Below are 16871 nucleotides of genomic sequence, written 5' to 3' on the forward strand. Positions count from 1 at the left end.
GGCGTCGGTCGGCTGCTGGAGGAGCCGGCCGACGGGCCGGGGGGGGGCCCGCCCGCGGGGGGGGGGGCCGGGGGGGCCGGGGGGGGGCCCGCCCCCGCCCTCACCCCCCCCCCCCCCCGGGGGGGGGGGGCCGGGGCCCCCCCCCCCCGCCGGGCGTTTGTCACGATCCTGTGCCGAAACCGTCCTGCGGGGCCGGGAGCTGGTCGTGGGGCACCTCGTGGTCGTGAAACGATGTGCCGCATGCCAGCAACGCCGACACCGAGTGACCCGGAGGGGCGCTTCCGCCGTCCGGACGCCTCGATGTCCCTGCTGACCACGGTCATGGAGCACTCGCTCGACGACGGGTACGCGGAGGCGGCCCGGGCGCGCGGGGCGGAGGGCAGCTCGCGGCTGCCGACGACGGCCAGGGGCCGGCTGGTGCTGGCCCTGGGGCTGGCGCTGGCGGCGGTCGTGGTGACGGTCGGGGCGGTGAACACGCACGCGGCGGCGCCCGTCCTGGCGAAGGAGCGGGACGCGCTGGTCAGCCGGGTCAACGAGGCCAATGCGGCGGCGGACGCCCTGCAGCGGCAGGTCGAGGAGGACCGCGACAAGGTCGAGCGGGCCCAGGACGCGGCGCTGCAGACCGGGAGCGACGGCGGGGCGGCGGCGCTGGCGGCGCAGACCGGGACGGGGGAGATCACCGGTCCGGGCGTCAAGCTGGTGATCGACGACGCGTCCGGCAGCGGTTCGGGCGGCAACGTCAGCGATCCGCGCAACGGCGGCGGCTACGGCAAGAACGGGCGGGTCAAGGACCACGACCTGCAGTACGCGGTGAACGGCCTGTGGCTGGCCGGGGCGGAGGCGGTGTCCGTGAACGGGCAGCGGCTGACCGCGCTGTCGGCGATCCGGGCGGCCGGCGACGCGATCCTGGTCGACAACCGGCCGCTGGTGCCGCCGTACACGGTGCTGGCGATCGGGGACGGGCCGCGGCTGGCGCAGGCCTTCCAGGACAACGAGGGCGGCCACTACCTCAAGATCATCCAGGACAGCTACGGGATCCGTTCGACGCTGTCGACGCAGAAGTCGCTGACCCTGCCGGCCGCGCTGGGCGTGACGCTGCGGGTGGCCGGGCCGGAGGCGTCCGCGGAGCCGACGGCGGCTCCGAGCCCGTCGCCGTCGCCCTCGCCGTCCGGTTCGCCGAGCGCGGCCAGGAGCGGGACGCCGTCGAAGTCCGCGCGGCCGACCGCGAAGTCCACTTCCACTCCTACCGGAACAGGAGCTGCTACACCGTGATTGCCGTACTGGGTCTGGTGATCGGCGTGATCGTCGGCGTGTTCGTGCAGCCCGAGGTGCCGAACGCGGTGGTGCCCTACCTGCCGATCGCGGTGGTGGCGGCGCTGGACGCGGTGTTCGGCGGCGTGCGGGCGATGCTGGACGGGATCTTCGACGACAAGGTCTTCGTGGTGTCCTTCCTGTCGAACGTCGTGGTGGCGGCGCTGATCGTGTTCCTGGGCGACCAGTTGGGCGTGGGGTCGCAGCTGTCCACCGGCGTGGTGGTGGTGCTGGGCATCCGGATCTTCTCGAACGCGGCGGCGATCCGTCGGCACGTGTTCAGGGCGTAGGGAGCGGCTGTGAGCGAGGAGAAGGAGCCGCGGGAGCGGGAGGCGGAGCCGCCGGTCGGCGAGGAGCCCGGGGTGGGGTCCGCGGCCGAGGAGGCCGGGGCGGTCGGGGCGGTCGGCGAGGTCGAGCCCGCGGCCGGGGAGGCCGTCCAGGCGCCGGAGGAGGTGCCCGCGGCCGAGGAGCCGCCGGTGGCGGCGGCAGTGCCGCGGGAGCCGGTGCGGCTGCCGTCGGACGGGCGGACGCGGCTGAAGGCGGCGCTGTGGCCGCCGCGGGTGTCGCGGGGCCAACTGGTGGTGGCGCTGCTGCTGTTCGCGCTGGGGCTGGCGCTGGCGATCCAGGTCCGCTCGACCAACGACCACAGCGAGCTGCGCGGGGCCCGGCAGGAGGACCTGGTGCGGATCCTCGACGAACTGGACGGCAAGCAGCAGCGCCTCCAGTCGGAGAAGACGCAGCTGGAGCAGTCGCTGGCGCAGCTGGAGAACTCCTCGAACCAGGCCAAGGAGGCCCAGGAGCAGACCCGGAAGAAGGCGGCCGAGCTGGGCGTGCTGGCCGGGACGGAGAAGGCGACCGGCCCGGGGATCGTGCTGACGATCGATGATCCCCAAGGGCAGGTGAAGGCCGATATGCTGCTGGACACCCTGCAGGAACTCCGAGCGGCGGGGGCGGAGGCGATTCAGATCAACGACGTGCGCGTGGTGGCCGGAACCTACTTCACCGACAACTCGTCGGGGAACGGTGTGCGCATCGACGGCAAGGACGTCTCGCAGCCGTTCCGCTTCACCGTGGTGGGCAATCCGCAGGACCTGACTCCGGCGCTGAACATCCCCGGTGGCGTGGTGCGCAGCCTGGAGAACCATCAGGCGCGGGCGACCATCGTCCAGCAGCAGAAGGTGCTGGTGGACGCGTTGGCCGCGCCGAAGCCGTTGCAGTACGGCAAGCCGGCGGCGAAGTGACGGGGCGCGCTCCGTACGGTTCGTCAGCTGCGGGCAGCCCCCGGTGGTGGGTTTCCGCGGCGGGTCGGCGACACTGGGTCTTACCGCTCGTCAGTCTCCGGTCCGATGCCGGTCCCACCGCCACACCGAGCCTTGAACCCTGCCCCGCGGGCGGTTCTGTCACACGCAAGGGGATTCGCCCGTGAGTTTTTTCTCGAAGCTTTTCGGCCGCAACAAGAAGACGGCGGAGGCGCCGACCGCGCGTCACCGGCAGGAGGACGCCGGGGTGCCGTCGATGCGTCCGGCGCCGGAGGGGCAGCGTCCGATGTACCGGGACGACGTGACCCAGGGCGCGGGCATCCCGACCGGGCAGTTCGACGCGGCGTACGGCGCGTCGGTTGATCCGGCGGGCGGGCCGCGCATAGGTTTCGCGTCAGGACCCTCAACCTCCGGTGGAGGGTTTGCCCCGGACCCCTATGCCGGGCACGTCCAGTCGGGTGTGCCGCGCCAGGAGGCTGTGAACATGGCTGGCACCAGCCCGTGCCCGCGGTGCGGGAACCAGAACCCGGCTCAGGCCCGTTTCTGCTCGAACTGCGGCACGCAGCTGCGTGGCGGTTTCGCTGAGGGCGCGGTGGAGACCACCTCGACCATCTCGATCTCCGGCATCGAGTCGTACGACCCGACCGCGACCTCGACGGGCGCCACTCCGGCGCTGTCGGCCGAGGTGATGGCGGCGATCGACGCGCTGCCGCCGGGTTCGGCGCTGCTGATCGTGCAGCGCGGCCCGAACTCGGGCAGCCGGTTCCTGCTGGACTCGGACGTGACCACGGCGGGGCGGCACCCGCAGGGTGACATCTTCCTGGACGACGTGACGGTGTCGCGTCGGCACGTGGAGTTCCGTCGGCAGCACGACGGCGGCTTCTCGGTCGCGGACGTGGGCAGCCTGAACGGCACCTACGTGAACCGGGAGCGGATCGACGAGGTGCTGCTCAGCAACGGCGACGAGGTGCAGATCGGGAAGTACCGGCTGGTGTTCTTCGCCAGCCACCACCGGGGGTACTGACCACTTCTCCGTTTGGAGCCCGAGTGACCCCACAGATTCCGACCCCGTCCCTCGGGTCCTCGCCCGTGCCGGCCTCGCGCCGCACGGGCGAGGCGCGCCGGCGGGGTGACGAGCTGCTGTCGATCGGCGCGGTGCTGGCCTTCCTGCGGGACGACTTCCCGGAGGTGACGATCTCCAAGATCCGCTTCCTGGAGGCGGAGGGCCTGGTCGAGCCGCAGCGCACCCCGTCCGGCTACCGGAAGTTCTCGGCGGCGGACGTGGAACGCCTGGCGTACGTGCTGCGGATGCAGCGCGACCACTACCTGCCGCTGCGGGTGATCCGCGAGCACCTGGACGCGATCGAGCGCGGCGAGCAGCCGCCGGCGCTGCCGGGGGCGGAGGGCCGTCCGGGGCCGATGGAGGAGGCGGACCGGGAGCTGGCGGCCGCGGCCGCGGTGGCGGGCGGGGTGCGGCTGGGCCGGGCCGAGCTGATCGCGGCGGCCGAGGCGCAGGAGCGCGAGCTGGTCGAGTGGGAGGCGTACGGGCTGGTGCAGCCGGGCCCGGACGGCGGGTACGACGGCGAGGCGCTGCAGATCGCCCGGTTGGTGGCGGAGTTGGGCCGGTTCGGCCTGGAGCCGCGGCACCTGCGGGCGGTGAAGGCGGCGGCCGAGCGCGAGGTGGCGCTGGTGGAGCAGGTGGTGGCGCCGCTGCGGCGGCACCGCAACCCGCAGACCCGGGCGCACGCGGAGGCGACGGCGCGGGAACTGGCGACCCTGTCGGTGCGGCTGCACGCGGCGATGGTGCAGGCGGGGCTGCGGGCCAGGTCCTGATCGGCCGGTGGCGGGCGGGTGGGCAGCGGGTCCGGATCGCGGTGGCCGCTGCCTGCTGCGCTTTCCTATCGGGGGCGCGCGCCATAGGGTTGCTGGTGTGAATGAGCTCGACGTCGTGGGTGTCCGGGTGGAGATGCCCTCAAACCAGCCGATCGTGCTGCTGCGGGAGGTCGGCGGTGACCGCTACCTGCCGATCTGGATCGGGCCGGGCGAGGCGACCGCGATCGCCTTCGCCCAGCAGGGCATGACCCCGGTGCGGCCGCTGACGCACGACCTGTTCAAGGACGTGCTCGGCGCGCTGGGGCAGCAGCTGACCGAGGTGCGGATCAACGACCTCCGGGACGGGGTGTTCTACGCCGAGTTGGTGTTCGCCGGTGGTGTCGAGGTGAGCGCGCGCCCCTCGGACGCGATAGCGCTGGCGCTGCGCACCGGTACGCCGATCTACGGGAGCGAGGAGGTGCTGGCGGAGGCCGGCATCTCGATCCCGGACGAGCAGGAGGACGAGGTCGAGAAGTTCCGGGAGTTCCTGGACCAGGTCTCGCCGGAGGACTTCGGCGGCGGCCCGCAGTAGCCCCGGGCCCTCCGGGGCCGGGTGCGGCCGGTGGCCCGCGGTGACCGGGCGGGGTTCGGCGTGCTAGCCCGGTCGGCGGCGGGTCGCAACTCGGTTGGGCCGGAAATCCGTTCTGCTACCCGCTCATGGGGCACGAATAACCACTCGATGGGGTGAAGTTTGTGGAAGCCCCCGGCGTGGCGATCGTTGACGCTGCTCGGACCACTGCCTACCGTCAGGTGATGGCCCGCCGGACGGGCCACCCGCAGCCCGGGGCCCGGCAGGGCTCCTGCGGGTCCCGTGGGGCCTTGGGCGGAATGGACGGAGGTTGGCGATGAGCGGCACCGGCGACGAGACGCGTTCCGGGGCGCTGTGCGCGGTGCACGTGCCGCGGGCCGGCCGGCCCCTGATCGGGCGGCCCTGGCGGCCCGAACCCGAGGCGGAGGAACTGCCGCGGCTCGGCCGCTTCCCGGCCGTCCAGCCCGGGCAGCCCGCGATCGAGCGGCTGGCCCCGACGTCCGCCCTGGTCGGCTACCGCGGGCCGACGGCCTGCGCCGCCGCGGGGATCACCTACCGGCAGCTCGACTACTGGGCGCGCACCGGCCTGCTGGAACCCTCGGTGCGCTCCGCGTACCCGGCCGGGGCGCAGCGGCTGTACAGCTTCCGGGACATTCTCCTGCTGAAAATCGTCAAGCGGCTGCTGGACGCGGGCGTGTCGCTGCAGAACATCCGGGTGGCCGTCACCCACCTGCAGTCCGCCGACCAGGCCGGGCTGACCGGGCTGACCCTGATGTGCGACGGCGCGACGGTCTACGAGTGCACCTCGCCGCAGCAGGTGGTGGACCTGCTGAACGGCGGGCAGGGCGTGTTCGGCATCGCGGTCGGTGCGGTCTGGCAGGAGCTGGAGACCACCCTGGGGCGGCTGCACGGCGAGCGCACCGACACCGGCGAGACGCTGATCGGCCACGACCCGGGCGACGAGCTGGCGCAGCGCCGCAACCGCGCGGTCTGAGACCGGGCCCCGGGGAACCGACGGGCGAGCCCCGTTCGTCCTGGTCGGTGTGTCGACGATCTTGAGGTGTGCGGGGCGGCGGGCCCGGGCGGCGTGGCGCGCGGTGCGGCCGGTGGACCGGCGGCGCCAGCGCCGCTGGTTCCAGGCGGTGGTGCTGTGCTCCGCGCTGGGACTGGCGCCGAGCGCCTGGCTGCACCTCACCCAGTCGGCGAGGGTCGGCACGGTGGCGAGCGCGCCCGAGGCCCCCGTCGCGATGGTGTTCGGCGCCGGGCTGATGGACGGCGTGCCCTCCCCGTACCTGGCGCACCGGTTGGACGCGGCGCTGGAGCTGTACCGGGCGCACAAGGTCCGGGCGATCCTGGTGACCGGCGACAACGGCACCGTCCAGTACGACGAGACCGACGCGATGCGCGCGTACCTGATCGAGCGCGGGGTGCCCGCGGTGCGGGTGGTCGGCGACTACGCGGGCTTCGACACCTGGGACTCGTGCAGTCGGGCGCACCGGATCTTCGGCGTGGACCGGGCGCTGCTGGTCAGCCAGACCTTCCACGTCCGGCGGGCGCTGGCGCTGTGCGGGGCGGCCGGGATCGACGCGTACGGGGTCGGGGTGGAGGAGTGGCACGACACCACCTGGAAGTACGGCGAGGCGCGGGAGGTCGGCAGCGCGGCGAAGGCGGCGCTGAGCGTGCTGCTGCGGCCGGACCCGACGCTGCTGGGGCCGCACGAGGACGGGGTGGCGCGGGCGCTGGCGGACGCGGCGGGGGGCGCCGGGCAGGGCTGAGCGGGGATTGTCGGTGGGGCGGGGGATGATCGAGCGGTGCGGACCGTGCCGAGCATCCTCCACCTCGACATGGACGCCTTCTTCGCCGCGGTGGAGCAGGCGTCCAAGCCGAGCCTGCGCGGCAAGCCCGTCATCGTCGGCGGCCTCGGCGGGCGCGGCGTGGTCTCCACCGCCTCCTACGAGGCGCGCAGGTTCGGGGTGCACTCGGCGATGCCGATGGCGCAGGCCCGTCGGCTGTGCCCGAACGCGGCCTTCCTGACCGGCCGGTTCGACGCCTACCGGGCCAACAGCGAGATCGTCATGGGCCTGCTGCGGGAACGTTCCCCGCTGGTGGAGCCGCTCAGCCTGGACGAGGCCTTCGTCGACCTGGAGGCCGGGCCGTACGGGCCCGCGCTGGCCGCCGCGACCACGCCCGCCGAGGGGGCGCAGCTGGTGCTGGCCCTGGCCGAGGACCTGCGGGCCGACATCGTGGAGCACACCGGGCTGACCGCGTCCGTCGGCGTCGCCGGGTCGAAGCTGATGGCCAAGATCGCCTCCGAGCAGGCCAAGCCGGACGGGCTGGTGCTGATCGAGCCCGGCACCGAGCGGGGGGTGCTGGCCCCGATGCCGGTGCGCGCCCTGCCCGGGATCGGGCCCGCGACCGAACAGGCGCTGCGCCGGGCCGGGTTGACCACGGTGGCGGACCTCGCGGAGGCCGGGTTCGAGGAGTTGGTCGCCCTGCTGGGGAAGGCGCACGGCGCGGGCGTGTTCCAGATGGCGCTCGGCTGGGACGAGCGGCCGGTGGTGCCGGACCGGGACGCCAAGTCGGTGTCGGTGGAGGACACCTTCGAGGTCGACCTCGCCGACCGGGAGCGGATCCTGTACGAGATCGAGCAGTTGGCCGCGCGCTGCGTGCGGCGGCTGCGGGCGGCCGGGCGCTCCGGGCGGACGGTGGTGCTCAAGGTCCGGCGGTTCGACTTCTCCACGCTGACCCGCTCCGAGACGCTGCGCGGGCCGACGGACGACGCGGAGGTGATCGCCGCGACGGCGCGGCGGCTGGCGACGCAGGTCGACGTCACGGGCGGGGTGCGGCTGCTGGGGGTGGGCGTCGCGCAGCTCGCGGACTACACCCAGGAGGACCTGTTCGCCCAACTGGAGCGGGAGGAACGGGAGTCGGGCCCGGCGACCGTGGTCGAGGAGACGGTCGAGGAGGCGGTGGAGGTCGACCCGGCGGCCCGGCGGTGGTGGCCCGGGCAGGACGTCACGCACCGCGAGTTCGGGCCCGGCTGGGTGCAGGGCAGCGGGGTCGGGCGGGTGACGGTGCGGTTCGAGACGCCGTACTCGGGGGTGGGGCGGGTGCGGACGTTCGCGGTGGGGGACGAGGAGTTGGAGCCTTCGGGGGCGTTGCCGCTCAGGCCCCCGGCGGGCGGGGGCTGAGCGTGCGGGGCTGAGCGGGCGAGCAACGGGGAGCACCCCTCGCCGATGCCCGTGGCGAGGGGTGCTCCCCGTTGCTCGCGTGTGTCCAGGACGCGAGGGTGACGCCGTCAGGCGTCGGTCTTGGTGAGGGCCGGGGCGGCCTGCTCGACGGGGGCGGCGGGGGCGGACTTGGCCGCGCGGATGGCGAACGGGACGGCGGCGGCGACCAGGCACATCACGCCGGCCACCCAGAAGGCGTTCTGGTAGGCGTTCTCGGTGGGGAGCTGCACGGGGATCGGCAGCTTGAGGGTGTCGCCGGTGAGGATCGCGCTCATCACGGCGGTGCCGATCGCGCCGCCGACGGTGCGCAGCACGGCGTTCATGCCGTTGGCGATGCCGGACTGCTCGGCGGGGACGGCGCCGTTGATGTAGGCGGGCATCGCCGCGTAGGCGAGGCCGACGCCGAGGCCGAAGACCGCGGAGGAGAAGTAGAGGTCGAACTCGGCGCCGTGGCGCAGCGCCAGGTACGCCATCGAGACGGCGCCGAGCAGGCCGCCGAGGACCAGCGGGAGGCGGGGGCCGCGGCGGGCGATCAGCAGGGCGCCGAGCGGGGCGGCGACCATCGAGCCGATCGCGGAGGGCAGCAGCATGACGCCGGCGTGCAGGACGGTGGCGGTGAAGCCGTAGTGGGCGAGCTTCTCCGGGGTCTGCGCGAAGTTGCTGATCACCATGAACGAGCCGTACATGCCGAAGCCGATCAGCAGGCCGGAGAGGTTGGTGAAGGCGACGGCGGGGCGGGCCATCATCGACAGGTCGACCAGCGGGTGGGTGACCCTGGACTCGACGAGGACCCAGAGCAGGGCGACCACGGCCGCGACGGCGAACAGGCCGAGGGTGCGGTTGGAGGTCCAGCCCCAGTGGTTGCCCTGGCTGACGGCGACCAGCAGGGCGGAGAGCCAGCCGGCCAGGGTGAGGGCGCCGAGCGGGTCGGCGCCGCCCTCCTTGTCGACGACCGGGTCGGAGGGCACCCGCAGGACCACCAGGGCGACCGCGACCAGGCCGAAGACCAGGCCCATCCAGAAGATCGACTTGTAGCTCCAGTGCTCCAGCAGCAGGCCGGTGGCGACCAGGCCGAGGCCGGAGCCGACGCCCATCGAGGCGGAGATCGCGGCGACGCCGCCGGTGACCTTGTGCCGGGGCAGCTCGTCGCGGACGATGCTGATCGCCAGCGGCAGCACGCCGCCGCCCGCGCCCTGCAGCACCCGGGCCACCAGCAGCCAGGTGAAGGAGTGGGTGCACACGGCGAGGCCGGAACCGAGGACCAGGCCGGCCAGCGAGACCAGCAGCATGGGCTTGCGTCCGCGCAGGTCGCCGAAGCGGCCGAGCAGCGGGGTGAGGACCGCGGCGGAGAGCAGGTTGGCGGTCATCAGCCAGGTGATGCTGGAGCCCGAGACGTTCAGCTCGCGGGCCAGGCCCGGCAGGATCGGGACGACCGCGGTCTGCACCACGCTGAAGGCCAGCATGGCCAGGATCAGGGCGGGCAGGACCCGGGCGCTGGTGGGCTTGGCGGCCGTGGGGGTGGGCTGTGGTGCCTCACTCACGGGGACTCCTCCGACGGGTTGCTTCAGACAGGCGATAGTGCATGAACTTAAGTAACCATGTCGGGAAATGCTTCACCCTGTCAAATATCGATTGGTGAAGCTTTGGCAAAGCGACGGCCCCGGCCCGCCGGAGCGGACCGGGGCCGGGGTCGGGAAGCGCGGCGGGCCGTCAGGAGCGCAGCGGCTCCGGACGGGCGTGCTCCGCACTGCCGTCCGCGACGGACGCCTGGGGCTTCGCCGCGGTCGGCGACTGCGGCTGCGCGTTCCACGGCTGGCGCTGCTGCGCCCCCTCGCCGTCCCCGTCGCCGGTGGCCGCGTCGTGCACCTCCACCTGCTCGCGGCGCAGCTCCTCGCGGACCACCTCCTCCTCGGTGTACCGCTCCACCACCAGGCGCACCCGCTCGACCGGCGCCAGGTACTTGCGCACCACCGGACGCTCCTCGTGCAGCGTGACCTCCTCGACCGCCTCGGCGATCTCCTGCTCGCTCAGCGCCGCCCGCTCCGCGTCCGACACCGGGATCCGCTCCACCCGCACCCGCTCGCGCACCACCGGCACCCGGCGCTCCACCTGTTCGGTGGTCACGTACTTGCGCAGCCGGGTGGTGCCCACCGCGTGCCACTCGGTGGTGATGTCGAGCCGCTCCTCGCGGCAGGTGATCTCCATCGGCGCGGTCGGTTGCGCCCCGTCCGGGCGCTCCGCCGGGGACGACTGGTGCTGTTGCTCGTGCTGTTGGCGCTGCTGGGTCGCCGGTTCGGTCCGGGTCGCGGCGAAGGCCGTCGGTGCGGCGGCCGCGGTGGCGGCGGGAGCGGGTGCCGGGGCGGGAGCGGAGGCGACGGTGCCGAAGTCGCGGTCCGCCGCGGGCTCCTGGCGCGGGTGCTCCTTCGCGGCCGCACCCGCGGCCGCCGCCGTTCCGGTCGCAGCCTCTGCCGCCTTCGCCGCGGGGCCCGAACCGGCGTTGCCGCCGCTGTCCAGCCCGTAGTAGCGGTACAGCTGCAACTCCTGGGCCGGGGAGAGGTGCTGGCCCACGCCGAAGTCCGGTGACTCCCTGATCAGCGACTTGTCGTACGGGACGCGCAACTCGTCGCCCGCGAACTCGCTGGTGGTCAGCGGGACGAAGGCGTCCCGGCCGAAGATCCCCGTGCGGACGGCCGCCCACTCCGGCTCGCCGGTGGCGTCGTCCAGGTACACCTCGTCGACCGTGCCGATCTTGTCACCGTTCCGGTCGACCGCCTTGTGTCCGATCAGGTCGCGCGGATCGATATCGGTCTGCACGCTGTCCTCCAGTCCTGCTGCTCCTCAGGGTCTGTTGCGGGCGGCGGCCGGAGGAGCGTGCCGGGCCGCCACTTCACACCAAAGGGCACGTAACGGACGGCGGCACCCCGGAAGCCGCCGTCCGGGGCAGATCACAGGGCCGTACCGGTGATCGGAAGGGCCCGCGCTGGTAACCTCGGAGGCGACCGCCGAGCCCGCTCGGGAGAGTCCCGACCCCGCTGGACGGGGGTGCGGGACGCCGAAGGAGCAACCCCTCCCCGGAATCTCTCAGGCATCCGTACCGAGCGAGAACAGGTCACTCTGGAAAGCAGGGCAGGACCGTCGGCACCGGAGCCGGTCGGACCCGCCCTCGCCGACGGTGCAAGCCGTGCGGGCCCCGCCCGGACGCGTGAAGCTCTCAGGTACCGATGACAGAGGGGGAGGCTGACGGGTTCGCCCGCCCGCCCGGCTTCCACGGCAGTCGGTCGGCGTGCGTACCACCGCCGGTCCGCGACCAGGAGGCCCGACCCCCATGAACGCCCAGCCGACGCTCAGCGACCTTGAGCAGGCCAGCCCCTTCGAGCACCGCCACATCGGCCCCGACAGCGACGCCCAGCAGAAGATGCTGGCCCAGGTCGGCTACGCCTCCCTGGACGAACTGTCCGACGCCGCCGTCCCCGACGCCATCCGCAGCCTCACCGCGCTCGGCCTGCCCGCCGGGCGCAGCGAGGCCCAGGTGCTCGCCGAACTGCGCGAGCTGGCCGGCCGCAACCAGGTCCTCACCTCGATGATCGGCCTCGGCTACTACGGCACCTTCACCCCGCCGGTGATCCTGCGCAACGTGCTGGAGAACCCGGCCTGGTACACCGCCTACACCCCGTACCAGCCGGAGATCTCGCAGGGCCGCCTGGAGGCGCTGCTCAACTTCCAGACCGTGGTCGCCGACCTGACCGGCCTGGACACCTCCGGCTCCTCGCTGCTCGACGAGGGCACCGCCGCAGCCGAGGCGATGGCGCTGGCCCGGCGCGTCACCAAGAACAAGGCCGGGGTCTTCCTGGTCGACGCGGACACCCTGCCGCAGACCCTCGCCGTGATCGAGACCCGCGCCGAACCGACCGGCGTCGAGGTCGTCACCGCCGACCTGTCCGACGGCATCCCCGCCGAGATCGCCGAGCGCGGCGTCTTCGGCGTGCTGCTCCAGTACCCGGGCGCCTCCGGCGCGGTGCGGGACCTGAAGGCCGTCATCGAGCAGGCCCACGGGCTCGGCGCCGTCGTCGCCGTCGCCGCCGACCTGCTCGCCCTCACCCTGCTGCGCTCGCCCGGCGAGCTCGGCGCCGACATCGCCTGCGGCACCTCGCAGCGCTTCGGCGTCCCGATGGGCTTCGGCGGCCCGCACGCCGGCTACCTGGCCGTCCGCGCCGAGTACGCCCGCAACCTGCCCGGCCGCCTGGTCGGCGTCTCCGTCGACGCCGACGGCAACCGCGCCTACCGGCTCGCCCTGCAGACCCGCGAGCAGCACATCCGCCGCGAGAAGGCCACCTCCAACATCTGCACCGCGCAGGTGCTGCTCGCCGTGATGGCCTCCATGTACGCCGTCTACCACGGCCCCGACGGCCTCGCCGACATCGCCCGCCGCACCCACCGCTACGCCGCCGCGCTCGCCGCGGGCCTGCGCGCGGGCGGCGTCGAACTCGCCCACGAGGCGTTCTTCGACACCGTGACCGCCGTCGTCCCGGGCCGGGCCGACGAGGTCGTGGCCGCGGCGCTGGCCGGTGGCGTCAACGTGCACAAGGTCGACGGCGACCGGGTGTCGGTCTCCTGCGACGAGACCACCACCCGCGCGCACCTGGCGGCCGTGTTCGCCGCGTTCGGCGTCGAGGCGCAGATCGCCGAGGACGCGGACGCGCTGCCCGCCGAACTGCTGCGCGAGGACGAGTACCTCACCCACCCGGTCTTCCACAGCCACCGCTCCGAGACCGCGATGCTGCGCTACCTGCGCCGCCTCTCCGACCGCGACTACGCGCTCGACCGCGGCATGATCCCGCTGGGCTCCTGCACCATGAAGCTCAACGCGACCACCGAGATGGAGCCGGTCACCTGGCCCGAGTTCGGGCAGCTGCACCCGTTCGCGCCGGTCGAGCAGGCCGAGGGCTACCTGACGCTGATCCGCGAGCTGGAGCAGCAGCTGGTCGAGGTCACCGGCTACGACGCGGTGTCGATCCAGCCGAACGCGGGCTCGCAGGGCGAGCTGGCCGGTCTGCTGGCGGTGCGGGCGTACCACCGGGCGAACGGGGACACCCAGCGCGACGTCTGCCTGATCCCGTCCTCCGCGCACGGCACCAACGCGGCCTCGGCGGCGATGGCCGGCATGCGGGTCGTCGTGGTCAAGACGCTCGCCGACGGCGACGTGGACGTCGACGACCTGAAGGCGAAGATCGAGCAGCACCGCGAGCAGCTCGCCGTGCTGATGGTCACCTACCCGTCCACCCACGGCGTGTTCGAGACCGAGATCACCCGGATCTGCGCCCTCGTCCACGAGGCCGGCGGCCAGGTGTACGTCGACGGCGCCAACCTCAACGCGCTGGTCGGCCTGGCCAAGCCCGGCAAGTTCGGGGCGGACGTCTCGCACCTCAACCTGCACAAGACCTTCTGCATCCCGCACGGCGGCGGCGGCCCCGGCGTCGGCCCGGTCGCGGTGCGCGAGCACCTCGCGCCGTACCTGCCCAACCACCCGCTGCAGGCCGAGGCCGGACCGGCGACCGGCGTCGGACCGATCTCGGCCGCGCCCTGGGGCTCGGCGGCGATCCTGCCGATCTCCTGGGCGTACGTCCGGCTGATGGGCGGCGAGGGGCTCAAGCGCGCCACCCAGGTGGCGGTGCTGAACGCCAACTACATCGCCAAGCGGCTCGCCCCGCACTACCCCGTGCTCTACACCGGGCCCGGCGGGCTGGTCGCGCACGAGTGCATCATCGACCTGCGGCCGCTCAGCAAGGAGACCGGCGTCAGCGTCGACGACATCGCCAAGCGGCTCATCGACTACGGCTTCCACGCGCCGACCATGTCGTTCCCGGTCGCCGGGACGCTGATGATCGAGCCGACCGAGTCCGAGGACCTGCACGAGATCGACCGCTTCTGCGAGGCGATGATCGCGATCCGCGGCGAGATCGAGAAGGTCGGGGCGGGCGAGTGGGCCGCCGACGACAACCCGCTGCGCAACGCCCCGCACACCGCGTCGATGCTGGCCGGTGAGTGGACGCACCCGTACAGCCGCGAGGAGGCGGTCTTCCCGGCGGGGGTCAACCCGGCGGACAAGTACTGGCCCGCGGTGCGACGGATCGACGGCGCGTACGGGGACCGGAACCTGGTGTGCTCGTGCCCGCCGCTGGAGGAGTACGACGCGTAGCCGCACGGCGGAAGCCGCCCGCCGGGGGAGTCCTCCCGGTCGGGCGGCTTCCGCGCGTGGGGGGTGTCAGGAGTAGACGGGGCCGGTGAACTTCTCGCCGGGGCCGGTGCCGGGGGCGTCGGGGACGAGGGAGGCCTCGCGGAAGGCGAGCTGGAGGGAGCGGAGGCCGTCGCGGAGGGGGGCGGCGTGGAAGTTGGAGATCTCGGGGGCCCCGGCGGTGACCAGGCCGGCCAGGGCGGTGATGAGCTTGCGGGCCTCGTCGAGGTCCTTGTCGGCCTCGCCGCCCTCGGCGAGGCCGCACTTGACGGCGGCGGCGCTCATCAGGTGGACGGCGACGGTGGTGATCACCTCGACGGCGGGGACCTCGGCGATGTCGCGGGTCAGGTCGTCGAAGCCGAGGGCCTGGTCGGACTCGTGCGAGTGGTCGGGCTGGCTGGTCAAGGTGTCACTCCGAGGGGGCTGGTGCGAAAGCGCAGTACGCAAGGAGCGTACAAGGCGGGTGGGAGGGGGTTGGAATACCGGTCGAGTGGGAAACGCTGGTATGATTCGAGACTGACCGGCCAGGCGACTCTTCGGGTTGCCCGGCCAGCAAGTGGAGGCTCCACTCAGGAGGCCCGAGAGGGCAACCGCGACAGTCTCCCACCTGATCGGCCGAAGGGCCGACGGGTCCGGTCCGCGATGGGCGCCCGTCAAGGGAGTGTCCGTCGGCAGTGGTGCCCGTGAGGGCATCCCGGAACGTGTGGAGCCCCGCCTGTACCGTGCGGGGCTTTTTTCGTGCGCTCGGTGCCCTCGACGGGCAGCGGAGCATGAATGAAGCCCCGCCCAGTGGTCGAATGCCACTACGTGCGACCGCCGCCCGACGGCCGCATCGGAAAAGGTGCAACCGAGGAGGCCCCATCAGCACCGAGCCCCGCATCAACGACCGGATTCGCGTCCCCGAGGTGCGACTCGTCGGTCCCAGCGGCGAGCAGGTCGGCATCGTCCCGCTCGCGAAGGCGCTGGAGCTTGCCCAGGAGTACGACCTGGACCTGGTCGAGGTCGCCGCCACGGCGCGCCCGCCGGTGTGCAAGCTCATGGACTACGGCAAGTTCAAGTACGAGTCGGCCATGAAGGCCCGTGAGGCGCGCAAGAACCAGGCGCACACGGTCATCAAGGAGATGAAGCTCCGGCCGAAGATCGACCCGCACGACTACGACACCAAGAAGGGTCACGTCGTCCGGTTCCTCAAGCAGGGCGACAAGGTCAAGATCACGATCATGTTCCGCGGTCGTGAGCAGTCCCGCCCCGAGCTGGGCTTCCGACTGCTGCAGCGGCTCGCGGACGACGTCCAGGACCTGGGCTTCGTGGAGTCCGCTCCGAAGCAGGACGGCCGAAACATGATCATGGTTCTCGGCCCGCACAAGAAGAAGACCGAGGCCATGGCCGAGGCCCGCGCCGCCGCTGACGCCCGCAAGGCGGAGCGGCAGGGTCGCGGACCGGCCGCGGACCAGGCGGACGACGCCGACGAGGTCGAGGCGGCGGAGGTCGAGGAGACCGAGGCCGTCGAGGCCGGCGCCGACGACACCGTCGAGGCCGCCGAGGTCGAGCAGCCCGCCGAGGCTGCCCAGGACGCCTGAGCCTTCGGGTTCGGGGGCCGGGGAGCCGAGGCACCCGGTTCCGGGGCGTCCCGCCCTGGAGACGAGATCCATCCAGTTCCGGCCCGCGCCGCAAGGCGCGGGCCGGAACGGACCGACGAGGAGAAACGGCGACATGCCGAAGCAGAAGACGCACAGCGGCGCCAGCAAGCGCTTCAAGATCACTGGCTCCGGGAAGGTGCTGCGCGAGCGTGCCGGCCGTCGCCACCTGCTCGAGCACAAGCCCTCGACGCTGACCCGCAAGCTGGCCGGCAACGCCGAGATGGCCCCGGGCGACGCGAAGAAGATCAAGAAGCTTCTCGGCAAGTGATCGCCCGCCCGCGACCGCGTCGCGGGCACCAGCTGATCCTTACCGACCGAATCGAATAACGGACCGCCGGCACGACCCGAGGTCCGGAAATCAAGGAGTAATGAAGTGGCACGCGTCAAGCGGGCAGTGAACGCCCACAAGAAGCGCCGGGTCATCCTCGAGCGGGCCTCCGGCTACCGCGGTCAGCGTTCGCGCCTGTACCGCAAGGCCAAGGAGCAGGTCACCCACTCGCTGGTCTACAACTTCAACGACCGCAAGAAGCGCAAGGGTGACTTCCGCCAGCTCTGGATCCAGCGCATCAACGCCGCTGCCCGTGCCAACGGCATCACCTACAACCGCTTCGTCCAGGGCCTCAAGGCCGCGGGCGTCGAGATCGACCGCAAGATGCTGGCCGACCTCGCGGTGAACGACTCGGTGGCGTTCCACGCCCTGGTCGAGGTTGCCCAGAAGGCGCTCCCGGAGGACGTCAACGCCCCCAAGGTCGCCGCCTGATCCAGGCGCTCGCCCTGGAAGCGTTCCCCGGACCCGCA

The 16871-nt window shown here is 72.9% G+C and carries 16 protein-coding genes and 1 riboswitch; of the genes, 13 read left to right on the forward strand and 3 right to left on the reverse strand.

Annotated elements, in window-relative coordinates:
* Positions 1–231: 231 nt before the first annotated feature.
* The 9 genes from ACFY00_RS18990 (at position 232) to ACFY00_RS19030 (ending at position 8162) form a co-directional block, all read left to right on the forward strand.
* Positions 232–1272 (forward strand): DUF881 domain-containing protein, encoded by a 1041-nt coding sequence (locus ACFY00_RS18990; protein ID WP_388032654.1) that lies wholly within the window; start codon positions 232–234, stop codon positions 1270–1272.
* On the forward strand, positions 1269–1601 hold the full coding sequence (locus tag ACFY00_RS18995; protein ID WP_030463668.1) for a small basic family protein: 333 nt from the start codon (positions 1269–1271) through the stop codon (positions 1599–1601). The genes ACFY00_RS18990 and ACFY00_RS18995 overlap by 4 nt, the downstream gene beginning before the upstream one ends.
* Positions 1602–1610: 9 nt before the next feature.
* Positions 1611–2552: a DUF881 domain-containing protein gene (locus ACFY00_RS19000; RefSeq protein ID WP_388032655.1), complete on the forward strand. Its 942-nt coding sequence runs from the start codon at positions 1611–1613 to the stop codon at positions 2550–2552.
* Positions 2553–2733: 181 nt separating this feature from the next.
* A complete protein-coding gene (locus tag ACFY00_RS19005; RefSeq protein ID WP_388032656.1) occupies positions 2734–3594 on the forward strand; it encodes an FHA domain-containing protein in 861 nt (286 codons plus the stop codon).
* 65 nt (positions 3595–3659) lie between these two features.
* Positions 3660–4403: a MerR family transcriptional regulator gene (locus ACFY00_RS19010; RefSeq protein ID WP_388032782.1), complete on the forward strand. Its 744-nt coding sequence runs from the start codon at positions 3660–3662 to the stop codon at positions 4401–4403.
* 97 nt (positions 4404–4500) lie between these two features.
* Positions 4501–4974 carry a bifunctional nuclease family protein gene (locus tag ACFY00_RS19015; RefSeq protein WP_030463664.1) on the forward strand — a complete coding sequence of 158 codons (474 nt, stop codon included), beginning with the start codon at positions 4501–4503 and terminating at the stop codon, positions 4972–4974.
* Between the two features lie 313 nt (positions 4975–5287).
* Positions 5288–5965 (forward strand): MerR family transcriptional regulator, encoded by a 678-nt coding sequence (locus ACFY00_RS19020; protein ID WP_388032657.1) that lies wholly within the window; start codon positions 5288–5290, stop codon positions 5963–5965.
* A 103-nt stretch (positions 5966–6068) separates the two neighbouring features.
* On the forward strand, positions 6069–6746 hold the full coding sequence (locus tag ACFY00_RS19025) for a vancomycin high temperature exclusion protein (RefSeq protein WP_388032783.1): 678 nt from the start codon (positions 6069–6071) through the stop codon (positions 6744–6746).
* A gap of 36 nt (positions 6747–6782) precedes the next feature.
* Complete coding sequence (locus ACFY00_RS19030) at positions 6783–8162, forward strand: DNA polymerase IV (protein ID WP_388032658.1); 1380 nt, start codon at positions 6783–6785, stop codon at positions 8160–8162.
* Between the two features lie 107 nt (positions 8163–8269).
* Here ACFY00_RS19030 and ACFY00_RS19035 read toward each other — a convergent pair whose 3' ends face one another.
* Positions 8270–9742 carry an MFS transporter gene (locus tag ACFY00_RS19035; protein ID WP_388032659.1) on the reverse strand — a complete coding sequence of 491 codons (1473 nt, stop codon included), beginning with the start codon at positions 9740–9742 and terminating at the stop codon, positions 8270–8272.
* 169 nt (positions 9743–9911) lie between these two features.
* Positions 9912–11015 carry a PRC and DUF2382 domain-containing protein gene (locus ACFY00_RS19040; protein WP_388032660.1) on the reverse strand — a complete coding sequence of 368 codons (1104 nt, stop codon included), beginning with the start codon at positions 11013–11015 and terminating at the stop codon, positions 9912–9914.
* A gap of 189 nt (positions 11016–11204) precedes the next feature.
* Positions 11205–11308, forward strand: a riboswitch (glycine riboswitch).
* A 218-nt stretch (positions 11309–11526) separates the two neighbouring features.
* Between ACFY00_RS19040 and gcvP the strand changes: the two genes are divergently transcribed.
* The gene (gene gcvP, locus ACFY00_RS19045; protein ID WP_388032661.1) at positions 11527–14397 is read left to right on the forward strand and encodes an aminomethyl-transferring glycine dehydrogenase; all 2871 of its coding nucleotides are present in this window, start codon (positions 11527–11529) and stop codon (positions 14395–14397) included.
* Between the two features lie 66 nt (positions 14398–14463).
* Here gcvP and ACFY00_RS19050 read toward each other — a convergent pair whose 3' ends face one another.
* Positions 14464–14838 carry a DUF1844 domain-containing protein gene (locus ACFY00_RS19050; RefSeq protein ID WP_033256284.1) on the reverse strand — a complete coding sequence of 125 codons (375 nt, stop codon included), beginning with the start codon at positions 14836–14838 and terminating at the stop codon, positions 14464–14466.
* 392 nt (positions 14839–15230) lie between these two features.
* On the opposite strand from ACFY00_RS19050, the gene infC reads away from it, so the two are divergent.
* The 3 genes from infC (at position 15231) to rplT (ending at position 16833) form a co-directional block, all read left to right on the forward strand.
* Entirely contained in the window at positions 15231–16013 is a 783-nt protein-coding gene (gene infC / locus ACFY00_RS19055; RefSeq protein WP_388032662.1) for a translation initiation factor IF-3, read from the forward strand.
* A gap of 133 nt (positions 16014–16146) precedes the next feature.
* Positions 16147–16341, forward strand: a complete 195-nt coding sequence (gene rpmI / locus ACFY00_RS19060) for a 50S ribosomal protein L35 (protein ID WP_030268653.1) — start codon at positions 16147–16149, stop codon at positions 16339–16341.
* A gap of 105 nt (positions 16342–16446) precedes the next feature.
* The gene (gene rplT, locus ACFY00_RS19065; protein WP_388032663.1) at positions 16447–16833 is read left to right on the forward strand and encodes a 50S ribosomal protein L20; all 387 of its coding nucleotides are present in this window, start codon (positions 16447–16449) and stop codon (positions 16831–16833) included.
* Positions 16834–16871: the final 38 nt, after the last annotated feature.

Source organism: Kitasatospora sp. NPDC001540 (assembly GCF_042894345.1).
In the GTDB taxonomy this organism is placed as follows: Bacteria; Actinomycetota; Actinomycetes; order Streptomycetales; family Streptomycetaceae; genus Kitasatospora; species Kitasatospora phosalacinea_C.

Bases quoted from the DNA above. Each gene is read 5' to 3' on its own strand.
- ACFY00_RS18990 (WP_388032654.1), top strand. From the start codon at position 232: ATGTGCCGCATGCCAGCAACGCCGACACCGAGTGACCCGGAGGGGCGC.
- ACFY00_RS19020 (WP_388032657.1), top strand. From the start codon at position 5,288: ATGAGCGGCACCGGCGACGAGACGCGTTCCGGGGCGCTGTGCGCGGTG.
- gcvP (WP_388032661.1), top strand. From the start codon at position 11,527: ATGAACGCCCAGCCGACGCTCAGCGACCTTGAGCAGGCCAGCCCCTTC.
- infC (WP_388032662.1), top strand. From the start codon at position 15,231: ATGCCACTACGTGCGACCGCCGCCCGACGGCCGCATCGGAAAAGGTGC.
- rpmI (WP_030268653.1), top strand. From the start codon at position 16,147: ATGCCGAAGCAGAAGACGCACAGCGGCGCCAGCAAGCGCTTCAAGATC.